Here is an 18,422-nt window from a genome sequence, read left to right on the forward strand (position 1 = left end):
TTTCCTGCCGGAGGTCAGGCTTCCTGATTCTTTGGAAAGCTCATAATGACATTCTTATATCCTGAAAAATTGATGATTTATCAAAAATCATCATTGAAGCCCGTTAAATATGTAATTAGTTTCTTTCTTATCGTATTTTCCGAAGGGAGCAGATCACATGGCAATATCGGACGATGAGTTCCAGGCCCTGCCCCGGCAGGAAGACGTGGCTGCCTCGGAGGAGGAAACGGGCCGTGTGCTGTCCTCCGTTCTGGCCCGTTTTCCGGGCCGTGTGGCGGTGATTTCTTCCTTCGGTGCCGAGTCTGCCGTGCTGCTGGCGCAGGTGGCGGCACAGGACAGAGCCGTGCCTGTCTTTTTTCTCGATACGGAGCGGCATTTCCCGGAAACGCTGGCCTATCGGGATGAGCTGACCCGTCATCTGGGGCTGGAGGATGTCCGCACCCTGCGCCCTGCCCGTGCCGAGGTGGAGTATCGGGACCCGGAGGGTCAGCTTGTGGCTTTCGACCCCGATGCCTGCTGCGCCCTGCGGAAGGTGGAACCGCTGGAGGTGGTTCTGCCGGAGTTCGACATCTGGGTGACAGGCCGCAAGCGGATGCAGGCGGCCACCCGGGCGGCCCTGCCTGTGGCGGAACGGCAGGAGGATGGCAGTGTGAAGCTGAATCCTCTGGCTGGCTGGAGCGAGGCGCAGATCGCCCGTTTCATGGAGGAGAAAGCCCTCCCGCCGCATCCGCTGGTGGCGCAGGGTTACCGCTCCATCGGCTGTGAACCCTGTACGAGGCCCGTGGGAGCGGGAGAGGACAGCCGTGCCGGACGTTGGGCCGGACTGGCCAAGACGGAATGTGGCCTGCATCGGCCCGTTTCCACACCGCCCGACGCCAATGTGGAAGAAATCTCAGCCGCTGCCCTGATTGCAGAGCGGCCCGCACGATAAGACCGGGCCGCATGGCCCATCAGGAAGGAAAGGGAGCAGTCATGGCTCTGGAAGACGCACATATCATGGATGGTCTGGACCAGCTTGAGGCCCAGAGCATCTTCATCCTGCGGGAGGCCTACCGCAAGCTGAAGCCCCTGGCCCTGCTCTGGTCACTGGGCAAGGACAGCAACGTGATGGTCTGGCTGGCCCGCAAGGCCTTCATGGGGCATGTGCCTTTTCCTGTCATGCATGTGGATACGGGCAAGAAATTCCCGGAGATGTATGCCTTCCGGGATGAGTACGTCAAAAAGTGGAATCTGGACCTTGTTCTCGGGGAGTGTCCCCCGGTCGAGGATATGGACCCCTCCCTGCCACCGGCGGCCCGGTCTGCGGCCCGCAAGACGGCTGGTCTGGCAAACCTGATCGACCAGCACAAATTCCGGGGTGTTGTTGCGGGCATCCGGCGTGATGAGCAGGCCACCCGTGCCAAGGAGCGTGTCTTCAGTCCCCGTGGTGCCGGTCACCAGTGGGATGTCCGCAACCAGCCACCGGAATTCTGGGACCAGTACGCCACGCCTTACGAGGAGGGGATGCATGTCCGTGTCCATCCGCTGCTGGCGTGGCGGGAGCTGGACATCTGGCGGTACATCGAGCGTGAGAAGATTCCGCTCGTGGACCTCTATTTTGCAAAGGATGGCAAGCGTTATCGCTCATTGGGCGATCAGGACATCACCAGCCCGATCGAGAGCAATGCCTCCACCGTGGCGGAAGTGATTGCCGAGCTGGAGACAAGCCGTACCTCCGAGCGTGCGGGCCGTGCCATGGATCATGAATCGGAAGATGCCTTCGAGCGTCTCCGTGTTGCCGGTTATCTGTGAGGGGACTTTTTCGATGACACAGACTCATTCACCATCATCGCAGGTCCGTCACGGTGTCAGCACGCCGATCGTGATCGTGGGCCATGTGGATCACGGCAAATCCACCCTGATTGGCCGCCTTCTGTATGATACGGATAGCCTGCCGGATGGCCGCCTCGTCCAGATCGTGGAAAGCAGCCGGAAGCGTGGTCTGGCCGTGGAGTGGAGCTTCCTGCTCGATTCCCTCCAGATCGAGCGGGATCAGGGTGTGACGGTGGATTCCACCCGCATTCCGTTCCAGCTGGATGGCCGGGATTTCGTCATCGTGGATGCGCCGGGCCATCGGCAGTTCCTGCGCAACATGATTACCGGTGCTGCCGATGCCGAGGCCGCCGTGCTGGTGGTGGATGCCGCCGAGGGTGTGCGGGAGCAGACACGCCGCCACGCCATGCTGCTGCGGCTCATCGGCATCAATCATGTGATCGTCCTGCTGAACAAGGCCGACAGCATCGGGTTTGATGAAGCCAGACTGAAGCAGGTGGAAGGTGACATCCGTCAGCTGCTGGGGCGGCTGGAGATCAACGTCAACCAGGTCATTCCGGCCTCGGCACGGGATGGCGACAATATCGCCACACGTTCTGAAAAGGCCGACTGGTACAGGGGGCCGACCTTGCTGGAGGCCCTGTCTCTCATCCAGCCTCCGGCATCCCGTCATGCCCTGCCATTCCGTATGCCGGTGCAGGACGTGTATCGTTTCGAGGGCATCCGCTATGTGGCGGGACGCATCGAGCGTGGCACGGTGCGGGAAGGAGACCGGCTGGAAATTGGCGGGCAGGGGCAGGAGGCCACCGTGGCCGAGGTCTGCCGCTGGCATGCTCCGCATCATCCTGTGGCCGGAGCTGGTGAATCCATCGCCCTGCGGCTGGAGCCTGATCTGGTGCCGGATCGTGGGGACCTGCTGTTTCCTGCCGGTGATGAAGCCGCAGCCCCGCTGAAGGCCGCCCGTCTCAGGACACGGCTGTTCTGGCTGCGTGGTGAGCCGCTGCGTGTGGGGGAGAGTTTCCGGCTGCGTCTGGCCACGGCAGAACATGATGTCACCGTGGCTTCCATTGATGCCGTGGTGGACCTTGATGATCTCAGCCTGAGTCCGGCGGATGAGGTGCCACCGGACGGCTTTGCCGAGATCACCCTCGCCGTGGCCCGCAACATCCTCTTCGATCCCTTTGCGCCGGGAATGCCGGACGGGCGTGGTGTTCTGGTGGACCGCCATCAGAAGATCGTTGGCGGTGCCCCGCTGATCGGTCCGGCGGCCCTGCCGGAGGGAGCCAAGGCCATCCATCCGACAGCCAGCGGCGTGAGTGATGCCGTCCGGGCTGGTCTGCGGGGGCATGGTCGGGCCGTGTTCTGGATGACCGGTCTGCCCGGTGCCGGAAAGAGCACCATCGCCCGCCATGCCGAGGAGGCCCTCAGCCGTGAGGGGCTGCATGTCACCGTGCTGGATGGCGATACGGTTCGCTCCGGCCTGTGCAGCGATCTTGGCTTCTCGCCGGAAGACCGGCGGGAGAATATCCGCCGTGTGGCCCATGTGGCCCGTATTCTGGCGGATGCCGGACAGATCGTGCTGGTGGCTCTGGTCTCTCCGCTCATCCGGGACCGGGCGATGGCCAAGGCGATCATCGGGGAAGACTGGCACGAGGTCTTTGTGGATACGGCCCCCGAACTGTGCCGCCGCCGTGACCCGAAGGGCCTGTATGCTCAGGCGGAAGAAGGCCGGATTGCCGAGTTTACGGGTGTGTCTTCGGCTTATGAAGCACCGGAAAAGCCGGATGTTGTCGTCCCCGGTGATGGTGACGTGGCCCGGAGCGTACGGCACCTGACGGACGCCGTTCATAAGGTCGTGCGCTGACAGATGGTTCTGCCGGGCCTTCCTCCATGAGGTGAGGCCTGGCGGGCCCCGGTTTCTGAAAGAACATGGAACAGGAACCCGGTTTTTCCAGCAGGAAAATGCCGGTGGGGGAGGCTTTGTCTGAAAAAGGCTCTTTCCGTTCTGGGAGAAGGATAAGGTGATGGGGCATCTGGCTTATGTCATCTCCGGCGCATTGGTCGGGTTTCTGGTCGGCATGACAGGCGTGGGTGGCGGATCGCTGATGACGCCGCTGCTCATCCTGCTGTGTGGGATCCACCCCAAGGCGGCCGTGGGGACGGACCTCGTCTATGCCGCCGTGACGAAACTGTTCGGGACAGTCCTGCACAGGCGGTGCGGGCCGGTACGCTGGTCCATCGTGCTGTGGATGATGGCAGGCAGCCTCCCCGGTGTGGCGGTGGCTCTGCTCTGGCTGCGGCATCTGGGGTCGCCGCAGGAGATGGCGCATGTCATCCGCCTGTCGCTGGGCATCTGCCTGCTGGTGACGGCCCCGGCCATCCTGTTCCGTCCGACGCTTAAAGCGTGGGTGCTGCGGCATCAGCTGGGGGGACCGGTACAGTCACGGGTTCTGACGGTCGTGCTGGGTTTCGTGCTGGGCTGCATGGTCAGCCTGTCCTCCGTCGGGGCCGGGGCCATCGGCATGGCCGTGCTGGTGATGCTGTATCCGACCCTGCCCCTGCGTGAACTCGTGGCCATCGACATTGCCCATGCCATCCCCCTGACACTGATTGCCGGTGCAGGCCACTGGGTGGAAGGGGACGTCATGGTGCCGACCCTGCTGCTCCTGCTGAGTGGCTCCTTACCGGGCATCTGGCTTGGTACCCATTGCGCCGGGCGATGCCCGGAACGCTGGCAGCGGCTCATTCTGGGAACTCTGTTGTTGCTGATTGGCGTGAAGATGATCTGAGGAAAGGCCGGGACATGTCCCGGCCTTTTTTATGGGCACCGGAAAAGAATGGCTTCACATATGTTATGTTATAACATAACTTGCGATGAACAATCAGACCAGCATGACGAGGACTGGAGAACATCATGGTGATGATGGGACGGGGTGGAGCCATTTATGCGGTGTTGGCCCTGGTGGCGTCTGGCACGCTGTCTCAGGCAGCCCAGGCTGGTGATGTGGAGACGGGCGGGAAGCCGTCAGTCACATCCACGGGAGACCAGCCCCAGAATGGGGGGGATGGGTCTGTCCGTAAGGCGGACAGCAGGGAGGAGCATATTCACGTCACGGCCCGGCGGCTGGATCAGGCCCGTGCGGCTCTTCAGCCTGCCATCGGGGCCACGCAGACGAATTTTTCCCGCAAGGCCATCGAGGCCAATCCCGGTGCCGACAATGCCCCGCTGAACAGCATCCTGTTGCAGGCTCCCGGCGTGGCGCAGGACAGTTACGGGCAGATTCACATCCGGGGAGATCATAATGATGTCCAGTTTCGGCTGGATGGTGTGGCCCTGCCGGAAGGTGTGAGTGTTTTCGGGCAGGCTCTGATGACCCGCTTTGCCCATTCCATGAGCCTGACGACCGGTGTCCTGCCAGCGGAGTACGGCTTCCGGCAGGCCGGTGTGATCGACATCCAGACGAAGAACGGCGTGTCGGATGAAGGCGGAACCCTCTCCGGTTATGGTGGCGTGCGGGACTATGTGCAGCCTGCCATCCAGTATGGCGGGCATTGGGGGCAGTGGGATGGCTTCATCACGGCAGATGCCGTTCACAATCGGGTGGGGATCGAGAACACGACCCCCAGTTACAATGCCATTCACGACCTCTCCAACCAGTATCATGTTCTGGGGCATCTGCGGTATACTCTGCGGCCAGAGACACGCTTCAGCCTGACGGCGGGGCTTTCCAATGCCTGGTACCAGCTGCCCAACAATCCCGGCCAGCAGCACCAGTTTGCCACGCCGCTTTTCAAGGCGGACAATCGGCCTGTGCAGGAGGATGCGCCAGACAGCAGCCATCTGGATGAACACCAGCAGCAGATCACGGATTTCGCCATCCTCTCCTGGCAGGAAGACCATGAGAAGGTCAGTGCACAGACATCCGCCATCCTGCGGTACAGTTCCATGCGCTACTCACCCGACTGGGTGGGGGACCTTGTCTATAACGGTCTTGCCCAGCAGGCAGCCCGGTCGGTGTTTTCCAGCGGTGTGCAGAGTGATGTGACATGGCACGTCAATCGCACGCATACCGTGCGGGGAGGTGTGCAGGCTTATGGCGAGCGTGCTGTGAGCAAGAGCAGCTCACTGGTCTACCCAGTTGATGAAGAAGGGACTGTCAGCCCCCAGACCGTGAAAGTGCATGATTCATCGGGCAAGACGGGTGCTTTGTACGGGGTCTATCTCCAGGATGAATGGCACCTTGCACGGTCTCTTGTCTTCAATGGAGGGGTACGGTTTGATGGTGTGGAGGAATATGTTCATGCCCACCAGCTCAGCCCCCGTGTGTCGCTGGTCTGGACACCATGGCATGGCGGGCGGTTCCATGTGGGATATGCACGTTATCTGACACCTCCGCCTTTCGAGACGATTGGCACGACATCTCTGGACCGTTTTGAGGGGACATCCGCCGCACCGGCCAACTATCAGAATGATCGTGTGAAGGCGGAGCGGGACAATTATTATGATGTCGGCTTCATGCAGCAGCTGACACGCCATTGGCATGTCGGGCTGGATGCGTACTGGAAGCAGGCGAAAAACCTGATTGATGAAGGGCAGTTCGGCGCCCCTGTCATTCTGACAGCGTTCAATTATCACCGGGGCCGTGTCCGTGGTGTGGAGCTGACGACTGATTACAGCACAGGCCCCCTGACCCTCTACGGCAATCTGGCGGTGTCACGGGCCACGGGCAAGGAGATTACGTCAGCCCAGTGGAATTTTGACAGTGACGACCTCCACTACATGAGGAATCACTGGGTCCATCTGGATCATGACCAGCTGATCACGGCCTCTGCCGGTGGCTCCTATGCTTTTTTCCACGGGACGAATCATCCCCTCCAGTTTTCGGGCACCATGATTTATGGCAGCGGCCTGCGGAAGGACAGGGAAACAGCCGAAGGTACCATCCCCAATGGGGCGCATGTGCCGCAATATGTCACCTTCAATCTGGGGCTGGTGCAGGCTTTACGGCATATGCCCTGGCTGGGCGGACACACCATGCAGCTGCGGCTGGATGTCATCAACCTGTTCGACCGGCAATACATGTTGCGTGATGGCAGTGGGGTCGGTGTTGGTGCCCCGCAATATGGTCTGCGGCGCAGCGTGATGGGGGGCGTTGCCTTGTCCCTGTGACGATGGAACATCATCACAGGGCTGCCATCCTGTAGAGATATGGTTGGGTGGTTTCTTTTTGGTGGGTTAGCCCTTACCCTTGGCATGACGCCATAGCGGCCGGAGTGTCAGGGACAGGGATTGCATGAGGAAGATACTTTTTACATCGGGCATCGTACTGGCCTTTCTGGGGTATGCGTTTTTTTCCATCAGTGATGCCTGTTCCAAGGGGTTGGCCGGGCGGCTGGACCCGTTCGAGGTAGCGTTTTTCGGCGGTGTGTTCGGCCTGTTGATCGTTCCGCTGCTGAAGCGCCCGAATGAGTCTTATCGGGCGCTGGTGTTGTCCAGTCATCCGTGGCTCTGGCTCGTGCGGGCGGCGGCGGTCTTCGTGGCCACGGCAGGCAGTGTGGAGGCCTTCATGCTTCTGCCCATGCCAGAAGCCCTCTCCCTGATGTTCCTGATGCCGTTTTTCGTCACCATCGTCTCCGTGCTGTTCCTCAAGGAACAGGTGACGGGATGGGCGTGGCTGTCTGTCCTGCTGGGTTTTGCAGGTGTGATGATCGTGCTGCGCCCCGGTGTGAAGGCGCTTCAGTTCGGGCATCTCTGTGCCATTGTGGTGGCCATGGCTTCGGCTGTCAGCGTGATTGCCTACCGTTTTGCGGGCAAGGAAACATCCCGCCTGACGCTGTACGGCTCCAGCCTGTGCGGGCCGCTGGTGGGAGATGGCATCCTGATGGTGCAGCATTTTGTCGTGCCACATGGGGTGAATGAATGGCTGCTGCTGTTTGGCTACGGGTTTCTGGCCGCAGCCGGGCAGCTGCTGCTCATGCTGGCCGCCTCCATTGCCCCGGCCAATCGTGTGGCCCTGCCGCAATACAGCCAGATGGCCTGGATCGTGGCTTTCAGCTACTTCATTTTCAACCAGCCCGTGGACATGTGGGATGGTATAGGCATTGCCGTCGTCACCCTGTCCGGAATGTTGAACTGGCTGCGGCAGAAGATCCGTTTCGAGAAGATGCTGCATCGTGGCTGGTGGTGGCGGCGCAAGCCTACACCGGAGGTCATTGCCGCCACTCCTGCCGCCGTCATCACCCCGCCGCTTGAGGACAAGCCCCACGAGTGAGGGGAAGCGGGGCCTCGTGACAGGCCCCGGTGACCGGGATTACTCGTGGAAGGTATCCAGGTCTCCAAAGCGGGTGAATTCACCTTCAAAGTAGAGATGGACAGTGCCGGTCGGCCCGTGGCGCTGCTTCTCCAGAATCAGCTCGGCCTTGTTGTGGACGAGCGACATCTTCCGCTGCCATTCTTCCAGGGCGATCTGGTATTTGTCCGGACTGGGGAAGGAGGCTTCCTTGGGTTTGCGCTGTTGCAGGTAATATTCGTCACGATAGACGAACATGACAGCATCGGCATCCTGCTCGATGGAGCCGGATTCACGCAGGTCGGAGAGCATCGGGCGCTTGTCGTCACGGGATTCGACCTGACGGGAGAGCTGGGAGAGCGCAATGACGGGCACTTCCAGCTCTTTGGCGATGGCTTTGAGGCCCTGCGTGATCATCGAGATTTCCAGCACGCGACTGTCCGGTCTTGTGCCAATGGCCGGGCGCATGAGCTGGAGATAGTCCACCACCACGAGGTTCAGCCCATGTGTGCGGGCCAGCCGGCGGCAGCGTGTCCGCATGGCGGAGAGGGAGATGGCTGGTGTGTCGTCAATATGCAGGGGCAGGCGTTGCAGCTCCGTGGCAACACGGACGAACCGGTCGAACTCCTTCGGCCCCACGTCGCCACGGCGGATGCGCTCGCCTGAGACCTCGGCCTGTTCGGAGAGGATACGGGCGGCCAGCTGCTCGGAGGACATTTCCAGTGAGAAAATGGCCACACTGCCACGGGGTGGCTCACCTTTTTCTTCTGCCTCCCGCAAGAGGGACTGCGCTGCGGAGAAGGCGATTTTCGTAGCAAGGGCGGTCTTGCCCATGGCAGGACGGCCAGCGAGGATCAGCAGGTCGGACGGGTGCAGGCCACCGGTTTTCTTGTCGAAATCCCGCAGGCCAGAGGTCAGCCCGACAATGTCGCCCGTATGCTGGTAGGCCTGGTCGGCAATGTCGAGAGCCTTCTTCAGGGCCTGGGAAAATACGAGAAAGCCGCCTTCCTGTCCCTTGTCCGTTGCCAGGTTGAAGAGGGCTTCTTCCGAAGCGGAAATCTGTTCCTGCCCGTCCAGATCAGGTCGGGCACCGTGAGCGTTATTGACGATGTCCGTGCCGATGCCGATCAGCTGGCGGCGGACCCAGCAGTCATGGATGACCTTGCCATAATCACGGGCATTGACGATGCCCACCATGGCATTGAGCAGTTTGGCCACATAGTCGGCCCCTCCGGCTGCAGCCAGAATGGGGCTGGCCTCGAAGTCGCCCCGCATCGTGATGATGTCGACGCCTCCCTTGCCGCCATTACGCTCGATGCGTTGCGTGATCATCTCATAGATGTGGGCATTGACGGCATCGGCAAAATGGGAGGGGTGCAGGAAGTCCGAGACGCTCTCATAAGCCTTGTTGTTGGTCAGGATGGCCCCCAGAAGGGCCTGCTCCGCTGGCAGGTTGGCAGGTGGAACACGCTGGAGCATTTCATGGAGGCTTCCGCCGGGTTCCGCTGCGGGGCTGGGCTGGGGGGCAGGGGACTGGTCGCTCATGCTGGTCCGTTTCGCTCTGTCATTGGGGTGTGTCCACACAGTGGCAGGGTGCGGACGGGGAAGGGGAAAGGGGAAAGTGTGATCCCCTTTCAGTGTGGGGAGGCGCCATCCAGCGCCAGGGCGCAGCCTGCCAGATAGAGGCTGCCGCAGATCAGGACTCGGGCTGGTCTGTCCGTGGGGCTGGCGCTGTCACGCAGGCGTTTCAGGGCGGTGCGTATGTCCGGCCCGGGCAGGGCTGTGCCGCCTGCCGCCGCTGCGGCTTCCAGAATGGTCTGGACAGGCATGGCCAGGTGCTGTCCGTCTTCCGCCACGGCCTGTATGGAGGTGACATGGGGGATCAGGGGGCGCAGGAACCCCTGCACGTCCTTGCTGTCCTTCAGCCCGACGATGAGATGCAGGGGCCGGTCCTGCCATGTTTTGAGAACATCGGCCAGAACGGTACCGGCCCCGGGGTTGTGGCCACCATCCAGCAGCAGTTCCCAGCCTGGGGGCATGTCATGGGTAAGGGTGCCATGCAGCGTCTGGAGGCGGGCAGGCCAGCATGTGCTGGCAATGCCGGCAAAGGCCGTGTCTGGCAGGTTCAGGCCGGCATGGCGGAGGGCTGCCACGGCCAGGGCCGAATTCTGTGCCTGATGGGGACCATGCAGGGCTGGAGCAGGCAGTGTCAGCTTTCCGGCCTCGTCCTGATAGAGCAGGCCGTCCTGTCGCGGCGTGATGGTGAATTCATGGCCCAGCCGGTAAAGTGGGGCTTCGTGGGTTCTGGCAATCTCTGCGATGGCTGCCATGACATCATCCGGCTGTGGAGCCACGAAGACCGGCACGCCCCGCTTGATGATTCCGGCCTTTTCCCGGGCAATGCCTGCCAGATCATCGCCCAGAAAGGCCTGATGGTCCAGGCTGATGGAGGTAATGATGCAGGCCCGGGCCGTGGGGATCACGTTCGTGGCATCAAACCGGCCACCAAGCCCGACCTCCAGAACCAGAAGGTCAGCCGGAACACGGGAAAAGAGGAGGAACCCGGCGGCTGTCAGTACCTCGAAGACGGTGATGGGGGCTCCATCATTGACCTGTTCAATTTCTTCCAGCGTGGCCACGAGCTGATCTTCACTGACAAGCTGTCCGGCCAGACGGAAGCGCTCCGTCACGTCCAGCAGGTGCGGGCTGGTCATGACATGGACCTTCAGTCCCGCAGCTTCTCCAATGGCTCGCAGATTGGCACAGGTGCTGCCTTTGCCGTTGGTCCCGGCAACATGGATGGTCGGTGGCAGGGACCGTTCAGGATGGCCGAGGCGGGCGAGCAGGACTTCCAGCCGGTCCAGAGAGAGGTCGATCAGCTTGGGGTGCAGTTCCTGGAGGCGGCGTACTACCGCCCCGGTCCGCCCGTGGAATTCACTTTGCGGGGTGCTGGTCTGCTGGCCTGTTGCCATGATTGCGTAATCCGGTTGTCTCAGGGGGGGACGGCAGGAGAGAGGCATCGTCCCGCCCTGCTGTCAGCCGCAGGGCAGCAGGGCAGGGACACGTTCAGGAAGCCCGGGCAGCCTTGGCGTCCCCGTTGGCGGCGGGGGACAGCATCCCGATCAGACGCCCCAGAAGGGCGGGGAGTTCGGCACGGCTGGCAATGATGTCCACCATGCCGTGGTCTTTCAGATATTCGGAACGCTGGAAGCCTTCCGGCAGTTCCTCACGCACCGTGTCACGGATGACACGGGGGCCGGCGAAGGCGATCAGGGCATTGGGTTCAGCGATGTGGATGTCGCCCAGCATGGCGAAGGAGGCGGACACGCCACCCGTCGTCGGGTTGGTGAGGACTACCAGATAGGGCAGCCCGGCCTCACGCAGCATTTCCACGCCGATGGTGGTGCGGGGCATCTGCATCAGGCTGACAACCCCCTCCTGCATCCGGGCCCCACCGGAGGCCGTGAAGATGATGAGCGGTGCCTTGCGCTGGATGGCCTCCCGGCAGGCTGTCAGGAAAGCCTCCCCAAGGGCGCTGCCCATCGTCCCTGCCATGAACTCGAAGGCCATGACGGCCACGACGGCTTCCCGCCCGTCGATCCTGCCATGGGCGACAAGCAGGGAATCATCAAGACCCGCCTTGGAGCGGGCAGTTTTCAGGCGGTCCGTATAGCGTTTGGAGTCCCGGAAATGCAGCGGGTCGGCCGGGACGGCGGGCAGGTCGATGGTGGTATACTGGCCATCATCGAAGGTCCATTTCATCCGCTCATGGGCTGTGGCACGCATATGGTGTCCGCAATGGGGGCAGACCTTCTTCTTGCGGACCAGCTCCTTGGTGAGCATCATCTGCGAGCAGGATTCACAGTTGGTCCAGAGATTGTCTGGCACATCCCTCTGTAACAGGCTCCGCAGTTTGGGACGGACATGTTCGGTCAGCCAGCTCATGGTGTTCTGTTCACTCTCCAGCAGTGGTGCATCATCAGGTGGACCCGGGCCTGCCGGAGGGCCATCGGAGTGGTGCATCCCGGTACGGGGGCACCATGGCACTGGCCGGAAGGGGGGCTTCATGGTCGGGCGACTTTATCCGGGCTTGCCTGAAGATGCCAGCTTTCTCTTCACCGGCTGTGTGACTTCCTGCCCAGCGGGAGGGTTTTCAGGGCTGGAATGGCGGTAGAGGGCTGTCTGTCTTCAGGGGGCGGAGGGCGATGTAGGATTTCACGTGGCCGATCGTGTCATGCGCCAGCAACTGGTCTGTAACGAAAGTGGAGAGGCTCGGCAGGTCTTTCGTCACGACCTTGAGGATGTAATCGGCATCACCGCTGACGGCATGGGCTTCCTGGATCATGGAGGTACTGTTTATGAGGGCCTGGAAGCGTTCGAAGGCCCCGGCAGCATGGCCCTTCATGATGACCTGGACGAAGGCCATCACGCCCAGCCCCATGGCCTGCTGGTCCAGCGTGACACTGTACCCCCGGATGACACCGGCCTTCTCCAGCAGGAGTCGGCGGCGGGAACACTGGGACGGTGAGAGGCCGATGGCCTCGCCCAGCTCCCGGTTGGTCAGACGCCCGTTGCGGTGCAGGGCGGACAGGAGCTTCCAGTCAAGATGGTCCATGATGTGCGCTTTCATGCGTGATCCGTGCGGAGAAGGGGGCATGATAGATCATATTTGCACACAGATTGCATATATATTGCAGTATGATCGAGGGCCGAACGGGGTTTCGTGCGAGGCGGGTATTCTGCCTGTACGGGAGTACGCCCTCTTCACAGGTTTTAGGAATTTGTTCATGCGCATGCAGATCGGGGCCTATCTGGCCCGCCGCCTCGTCGAGGCAGGAATCAGCCATCTTTTCGGTGTTCCGGGGGATTTCAACCTTTCTTTTCTGGAGCAGGTGGAGGCTGATGCGTCCCTGACCTTCGTGGGAAACTGCAACGAGCTGAATGCCGCCTATGCCGCCGATGGCTATGCCCGCACCTCCGGCCTGTGCGGCCTGGTGACGACCTTTGGCGTGGGTGACCTCGGGGCCATCAGTGGCATTGCCGGGGCCTATGCCGAGCGTGTTCCGTTCGTGCACATCACCGGGATTCCACCGCTTCATGCGGTCGAGGGGCGTGCCCTGCTGCATCATACGCTGGGTGATGGCGGGTATGGCAACATCGGGCGGTGCATGGCGGAATATACGGTCGCCCAGGCCCGCCTGACGCCGGAAAATGCCGTGGAAGAAATCGACCGTGTCCTCCAGACCTGCTGGCGGGAGCGGCGGCCTGTCCATCTCCAGCTGCCATCCGACATCACCCATCTGAACATCGAGGTGCCCGAAGAGCCGTTCCGTTTTGCCCTTCCGCAGGGTGATGCGGAACAGGTGGCCCTGGCGGCCGGGCACATCGCCACACGTCTGGCTGCGGCCCGCTCGCCGGTGATGATTCTCGATTCCGATGCCGACCGCTTCGGCGTGGCCGGGCAGATTGCTGTGCTGGCGGAACGCTGTGCAATCCCCTGTGTGGCGGCGGCTCCGGCCAAGGCCGTGCTGGATGAGACAGCCCCCTACTATCTGGGTGGCTATGTGGGTGGGGCCAGCCGCCCGGACATCAGGGAGCTGGTCAGCCAGTCAGACTGCGTGATCGGGGTCGGCCTGCGTTTCACGGAGCTCAACACGGGCTTCTTCACGCATGAGATCCGCCCGGAGGTGTTCATCAATCTTCAGGCCCATGATGTGAGCCTTGCAGGCCGGTCCATTCCGGCTGCCCCTGTCGGGGCCGTGTTGGAGGCCCTGCTGGCGCAAGTGACGCCGTCTTCCCGTACGCTGCCTGCCCGTCCGGCGGATTCTGCTGCGTCCCTGCCCGGTGAGGCGGCGGACCGGCTGACCCATGCGACCCTCTGGCCCCGTGTGGCCCGTTTCCTGAAGGAAGGGGATGTCGTGGTCGGTGAGGCGGGGACGAGCAACACCGCCCTGCTGGGCACGCCTTTCCCCCGGAACAGCCATTACATTTCCCAGCCCATCTGGGGGGCCATCGGCTATACCCTGCCAGCCCTGTTCGGCTCCCAGCTTGGCAGCCCGGACCGGCGGCACCTGCTCTTCATCGGTGATGGCTCCTTCCAGCTGACAGCGCAGGAGCTCTCCACCATCCTGCGGCATGACCAGAAGCCCATCATCTTCCTGCTCAACAACCGGGGCTATACGATCGAGCGTCTGATTCTGGGGGAACGCTCCCGGTACAACGACATTGCCAACTGGTGTTATGCTGACCTGCCCCGGGCGTTCGACCGGGAGGACAGGGCCCTGTCCCTCGTGGTGGAAACGGTCAGCGATCTGGAGCAGGCCCTGAAACAGGCAGAACAGGCCGACCGTGCCGTGTTCATCGAGGTCCTTCTGCCGGAGATGGATGCTCCGGATGCCCTGAAGAGATTTGGCATGGTCGTGGCGGATTATGATTACGGCCCGCAGGGCCCGCGTAATGCCAGCATGAAGACCAGTGCGAAAAAAGGATGAAGCAGTCCATGTTCCAGTCTGTTGAACTGTCTCCGGGGGATCCCATCCTGTCGCTGGTGGAGGACTTCAAGCGGGATGACCGGGTGAAGAAGGTCAATCTCAGCATTGGCCTGTATTATGATGAGGCAGGTCATGTCCCGCAGCTGGCCTGCATCCGCAAGGCGCATGAAAGGCTGGCCAGCCAGCAGGACAGGCCGGACCTCTACCTGCCGATGGAAGGTCTGGCTTCCTACAGGCAGGCTGTCCAGCACCTGCTGTTTGGCTGTGGCAGCGAGCCGGTGCAGACCGGCCGCATCGCCACGGTCCAGAGTCTTGGTGGGTCTGGCGCACTGAAGGTCGGGGCAGATTTCCTGCACCGCTATTTTCCGCAGGCCGAATTGTGGGTCAGTGATCCGACATGGGAAAATCACATTTCCATTTTTGCCGGAGCCGGTTTCAGGACACAGGCCTATCCCTATTTTGACCCGGCAACGGGTGGTGTGAATTTTGAGGCCATGATGGCCTGCATCCGCCAGATTCCGGAACATCATGTCGTCCTGCTTCATCCCTGCTGCCATAATCCGACAGGGGCCGATCTGACGGCTGACCAGTGGGATGAGCTGATCCCTGTCCTGAAGGACCGGAAGCTGATTCCGTTTCTGGACCTTGCCTATCAGGGGCTGGGTCATGGGCTGGAGGCAGACGTGTATGCCGTGCGGGCCATGGTGGATGCGGGGCTGGAGTTCCTGCTCAGCAATTCGTTCTCCAAGATATTTTCCCTGTACGGGGACCGCATCGGGGCCCTGTCGGTCGTCTGTCGGGATGGTGATGCGGCAGAGCGGGTGCTGAGCCAGCTCAAGGTCACGGTGCGGCGGAACTATTCCAGTCCGCCCGTCCGTGGGGCGCAGCTTGTGGATGCCGTTCTGGGAGATCAGGCCTTGGCGCAGCTCTGGCGGGAGGAAGTGGCAGCCATGGGGGCCCGCATCCGTGTGATGCGCCAGAGGCTTCATGAGCAGCTTTCCGCCCGTCTGCCGGGGCAGGATTTCCGGTACCTGCTGAAGCAGCGTGGCATGTTCAGCATGATGAAGCTGTCACCCGCTCAGGTGGACCGTCTGCGGGAGGAGCATGGTGTCTATGTTCTTCGCAGTGGCCGTGTCTGCATGGCGGGGCTGAATGAGCACAACCTGCCGCCTGTTGTGGAGGCTCTGGCCGCCGTTCTGGCTGGTGTGTGAGGAGGAGAGGCCGGGGGCAGGGCATGAAGGCCCCGCCCCCGGCCAGGGTCTCAGACTTCCGTGCTGGTCTCGGTTTCCACGACCGTGCGAAGGCGTCGCAGCCGTAGCGTGTTGCAGAGCACGAAGATGCTGGAGAGCGCCATGGCCCCTGCGGCGAAAGGGGGGGACAGCAGCGTGCCAGTGAACGGGTAGAGCACCCCTGCGGCAATCGGCAGCAGCACGATGTTGTAGGCGAAAGCCCAGAAGAGATTCTGCCGTATGATGGTCATCGTGGCCCGGGACAGGGCAAGGGCATTGGGCACGGTCATCAGGCTCTCGCCCGTCAGGACGAGGTCTGCGGCCTCTATGGCGATATCTGTTCCATGGCTGATGGCAAGCCCGGTGTCAGCCTGTGCCAATGCCGGGGCGTCATTGATGCCATCGCCCACGAAGGCCACGGAACCGTGTGTCTTCTGAAGGGTCCGTATGGCCTCACCTTTTTCATGCGGCAGGACCTGGGCGATGACTTCCTCGATTCCGGCCAAGCGGGCGATATGCCGGGCTGTAGGTTCGATGTCCCCGGTAATCATGGCTGTCCGTATATTCTGGGCCCGCAGGGCTGCAACGGCTTTCATGGCGGAGGGGCGGATGGGGTCCGCCACGCCCATGAGGGCCACGATCTGCCCCCCATGGGCCATGAAGAGGGGGGACGTGCCTTTCTGGCTCAGCTCTGCAGCAAGCCGGTTGGCTTCTGCATTATGGAAGCCCAGAGCCCTCATGCAGGCCTGGCTGCCAAGATGGATGCTCTGCCCGTCTTCATCCTGCGCTTCTATGCCCAGTCCGGGCATGATGCGGGCATGACGGGTCTTTACGGAAGGCAGGTCCCGTTCCTGCGCAGCTGTGACGATGGCCCGGCTGACAGGGTGGTCGGACTGCGTTTCGACCGAGGCGGCAAGAGCCAGCAGGGTGTTCTCGGCCTGCTCAGGATGGTCGGAGGTGTTCTTGTCCAGCAGGTAGAATTCTGTCATCCGGGGCTGGCCGGCCGTCAGGGTGCCGGTCTTGTCGAAGGCAACCAGAGTGGTGGATTCCAGCGTCTGGAGGGCTTCGCCCTTGCGGAAGAGGATGCCCATTTCCGCCGCTTTGCCCGTACCGACCATGATGGCTGTTGGCGTGGCGAGGCCCATGGCACAGGGACAGGCGGCGATCAGTACGGCAATGGCATTGACGAGAGCATGGCCCAGCGCCGGGGCAGGGCCCAGAAACAGCCAGATGAGGAATGTCAGCACGGCCAGCAGAATGATGGCTGGGACAAACCACAGGGTCACTTTGTCCACGAGGGACTGGATGGGCAGTTTGCCACCCTGGGCCTGTGCGACCATGCTGATGATGCGGGCCAGCATGGTGTCGGCTCCAGTGGCCGTGGCCTGGACCGTCAGTGTTCCTTCCTGGTTGATGGTCCCGCCGATGACGGTATCGCCGACCTGCCGGAGGGCTGGCATGGGCTCGCCTGTCAGCAGGGATTCATCCAGATGGCTTTCCCCTTCCAGTACGATTCCATCCAGTGGAACCCGCTCGCCGGGGCGGACAAGAAGCCTGTCGCCCGTCTGTATCTGGGCGACAGGGACAATGCGGCATGTTCCTTCAGTCAGCAGATGGGCATGCTGCGGTTGCAGATGGGTCAGTTTTTCCAGCGCTGCGGATGTGCGGCCTTTTGCTCTGGCCTCCATCATGCGTCCCAGAAGAACGAGCGTCAGGATGGCCAGGATGGTGTCAAAGTAGAGATGCTGTGTACCGGCTGGCATCAGGGTGGGGCAGAACACCACGAGGCTGGAGTACAGATAGGCGGCTCCGGTCCCCAGTGCGACCAGTGAGTTCATGTTTGGTGCCCGGTGCAGCAGGGCCGGTATCCCGGCCTGGTAGAAGCGCCGGCCCGGCCCCAGCAGGGCGACACTGGCCAGTGCCCATTGCAGCAGGGGCTGTATGGCAGGTGGAATGAGACCAAACCCGTGTCCCATTGTCATGAACAGGATGGCCAGCCACAGCAGGGCAGACATCATCAGGTCCCGCCACTGGGTTTTCATGGCCTGCTTCATGCGTTGTTTCTGTGTCAGGGCATTTTCCAGCCCTGTCTCTCCCTCCAGCAGCGAGGCGGCGAATCCCATTTTCTGGATGGCGCTGATGAGCGCCTGATGTGTGGCTGTCCCGGTTACCTGTGCGGTGGCGGTTGCCAGATTGACGCTGGCCATCCTGACGCCGATGACGTCCTGAAGGCTCTTCTCCACCCGTGTGGAACAGGCAGCGCAGCTCATCCCTTCAATGCGTAATGTGATGGGAGGGGACGGGACATCATACCCGGCCTGTTCGACAGCCTGGATGAGAGCCGTGCGGGAGGCCGTGCCTGTGACATGGGCCGTGGCAGTTGCCAGATTGACGCTGGCCTGTTCAACGCCTGGAACGGCCCGGAGGGCTTTCTCCACCCGTGCGGAGCAGGAGGCGCAGCTCATCCCTTCTATGGGAAGCGTCTGGGATGATGGTGAAGCAGGCATGGGGCTCCCCTGTATGGTGGTGTCAGGCTGGTATATCGTGCAGTAGCATGTGGAACAAAAGTAGCATTTGCTGGGCATGGGTGAAGAAAAAAC

The 18,422-nt window shown here is 61.9% G+C and carries 13 protein-coding genes; 8 read left to right on the forward strand and 5 right to left on the reverse strand.

What is annotated here, in order from left to right:
- Positions 1-157 precede the first annotated feature (157 nt).
- From ASO19_RS07865 to ASO19_RS07890, 6 genes are all read left to right on the forward strand, one after another.
- The gene (locus tag ASO19_RS07865; RefSeq protein ID WP_081847662.1) at positions 158-931 is read left to right on the forward strand and encodes a phosphoadenylyl-sulfate reductase; all 774 of its coding nucleotides are present in this window, start codon (positions 158-160) and stop codon (positions 929-931) included.
- Between the two features lie 65 nt (positions 932-996).
- The gene (gene cysD / locus ASO19_RS07870; RefSeq protein ID WP_043558821.1) at positions 997-1,791 is read left to right on the forward strand and encodes a sulfate adenylyltransferase subunit CysD; all 795 of its coding nucleotides are present in this window, start codon (positions 997-999) and stop codon (positions 1,789-1,791) included.
- Positions 1,792-1,804: 13 nt separating this feature from the next.
- On the forward strand, positions 1,805-3,676 hold the full coding sequence (gene cysC / locus ASO19_RS07875; RefSeq protein ID WP_043558723.1) for an adenylyl-sulfate kinase: 1,872 nt from the start codon (positions 1,805-1,807) through the stop codon (positions 3,674-3,676).
- A 160-nt stretch (positions 3,677-3,836) separates the two neighbouring features.
- A complete protein-coding gene (locus tag ASO19_RS07880; RefSeq protein WP_043558721.1) occupies positions 3,837-4,601 on the forward strand; it encodes a sulfite exporter TauE/SafE family protein in 765 nt (254 codons plus the stop codon).
- Between the two features lie 131 nt (positions 4,602-4,732).
- Complete coding sequence (locus ASO19_RS07885; RefSeq protein ID WP_181005241.1) at positions 4,733-6,982, forward strand: TonB-dependent receptor; 2,250 nt, start codon at positions 4,733-4,735, stop codon at positions 6,980-6,982.
- Between the two features lie 124 nt (positions 6,983-7,106).
- Entirely contained in the window at positions 7,107-8,084 is a 978-nt protein-coding gene (locus ASO19_RS07890; RefSeq protein WP_052348948.1) for a DMT family transporter, read from the forward strand.
- Between the two features lie 39 nt (positions 8,085-8,123).
- Here the strand turns inward: ASO19_RS07890 and ASO19_RS07895 are convergent, their stop codons facing one another.
- The 4 genes from ASO19_RS07895 to ASO19_RS07910 all read right to left on the reverse strand — a co-directional run bounded on the left by ASO19_RS07895 (position 8,124) and on the right by ASO19_RS07910 (position 12,732).
- Positions 8,124-9,581 carry a replicative DNA helicase gene (locus tag ASO19_RS07895; protein WP_227449763.1) on the reverse strand — a complete coding sequence of 486 codons (1,458 nt, stop codon included), beginning with the start codon at positions 9,579-9,581 and terminating at the stop codon, positions 8,124-8,126.
- 155 nt (positions 9,582-9,736) lie between these two features.
- Entirely contained in the window at positions 9,737-11,074 is a 1,338-nt protein-coding gene (locus tag ASO19_RS07900; RefSeq protein WP_103765754.1) for a bifunctional folylpolyglutamate synthase/dihydrofolate synthase, read from the reverse strand.
- Positions 11,075-11,168: 94 nt separating this feature from the next.
- Positions 11,169-12,047: an acetyl-CoA carboxylase, carboxyltransferase subunit beta gene (accD, locus tag ASO19_RS07905; RefSeq protein WP_081563350.1), complete on the reverse strand. Its 879-nt coding sequence runs from the start codon at positions 12,045-12,047 to the stop codon at positions 11,169-11,171.
- Between the two features lie 208 nt (positions 12,048-12,255).
- Entirely contained in the window at positions 12,256-12,732 is a 477-nt protein-coding gene (locus ASO19_RS07910) for an Lrp/AsnC family transcriptional regulator (protein WP_227431405.1), read from the reverse strand.
- 157 nt (positions 12,733-12,889) lie between these two features.
- On the opposite strand from ASO19_RS07910, the gene ASO19_RS07915 reads away from it, so the two are divergent.
- Together ASO19_RS07915 and ASO19_RS07920 are read left to right on the forward strand one after the other, a co-directional pair.
- Positions 12,890-14,593 carry an alpha-keto acid decarboxylase family protein gene (locus ASO19_RS07915; protein WP_103765755.1) on the forward strand — a complete coding sequence of 568 codons (1,704 nt, stop codon included), beginning with the start codon at positions 12,890-12,892 and terminating at the stop codon, positions 14,591-14,593.
- Between the two features lie 8 nt (positions 14,594-14,601).
- A complete protein-coding gene (locus tag ASO19_RS07920; protein ID WP_103765776.1) occupies positions 14,602-15,804 on the forward strand; it encodes an amino acid aminotransferase in 1,203 nt (400 codons plus the stop codon).
- A gap of 50 nt (positions 15,805-15,854) precedes the next feature.
- On the opposite strand, the gene ASO19_RS07925 is transcribed toward ASO19_RS07920, so the two are convergent.
- Complete coding sequence (locus tag ASO19_RS07925) at positions 15,855-18,329, reverse strand: heavy metal translocating P-type ATPase (RefSeq protein ID WP_103765756.1); 2,475 nt, start codon at positions 18,327-18,329, stop codon at positions 15,855-15,857.
- Positions 18,330-18,422: the final 93 nt, after the last annotated feature.

The organism is Parasaccharibacter apium, assembly GCF_002917995.1.
Lineage (GTDB): Bacteria > Pseudomonadota > Alphaproteobacteria > Acetobacterales > Acetobacteraceae > Bombella > Bombella apis.

Excerpts from the sequence above, each read along its gene's own strand:
- ASO19_RS07865 (WP_081847662.1), top strand. The coding sequence starts at position 158 with ATGGCAATATCGGACGATGAGTTCCAGGCCCTGCCCCGGCAGGAAGAC.
- cysD (WP_043558821.1), top strand. The coding sequence starts at position 997 with ATGGATGGTCTGGACCAGCTTGAGGCCCAGAGCATCTTCATCCTGCGG.
- cysC (WP_043558723.1), top strand. The coding sequence starts at position 1,805 with ATGACACAGACTCATTCACCATCATCGCAGGTCCGTCACGGTGTCAGC.
- ASO19_RS07880 (WP_043558721.1), top strand. The coding sequence starts at position 3,837 with ATGGGGCATCTGGCTTATGTCATCTCCGGCGCATTGGTCGGGTTTCTG.
- ASO19_RS07885 (WP_181005241.1), top strand. The coding sequence starts at position 4,733 with ATGATGGGACGGGGTGGAGCCATTTATGCGGTGTTGGCCCTGGTGGCG.
- ASO19_RS07890 (WP_052348948.1), top strand. The coding sequence starts at position 7,107 with ATGAGGAAGATACTTTTTACATCGGGCATCGTACTGGCCTTTCTGGGG.
- ASO19_RS07895 (WP_227449763.1), bottom strand. The coding sequence starts at position 9,581 with ATGCTCCAGCGTGTTCCACCTGCCAACCTGCCAGCGGAGCAGGCCCTT.
- ASO19_RS07900 (WP_103765754.1), bottom strand. The coding sequence starts at position 11,074 with ATGGCAACAGGCCAGCAGACCAGCACCCCGCAAAGTGAATTCCACGGG.
- accD (WP_081563350.1), bottom strand. The coding sequence starts at position 12,047 with ATGAGCTGGCTGACCGAACATGTCCGTCCCAAACTGCGGAGCCTGTTA.
- ASO19_RS07910 (WP_227431405.1), bottom strand. The coding sequence starts at position 12,732 with ATGAAAGCGCACATCATGGACCATCTTGACTGGAAGCTCCTGTCCGCC.
- ASO19_RS07915 (WP_103765755.1), top strand. The coding sequence starts at position 12,890 with ATGCGCATGCAGATCGGGGCCTATCTGGCCCGCCGCCTCGTCGAGGCA.
- ASO19_RS07920 (WP_103765776.1), top strand. The coding sequence starts at position 14,602 with ATGTTCCAGTCTGTTGAACTGTCTCCGGGGGATCCCATCCTGTCGCTG.
- ASO19_RS07925 (WP_103765756.1), bottom strand. The coding sequence starts at position 18,329 with ATGCCTGCTTCACCATCATCCCAGACGCTTCCCATAGAAGGGATGAGC.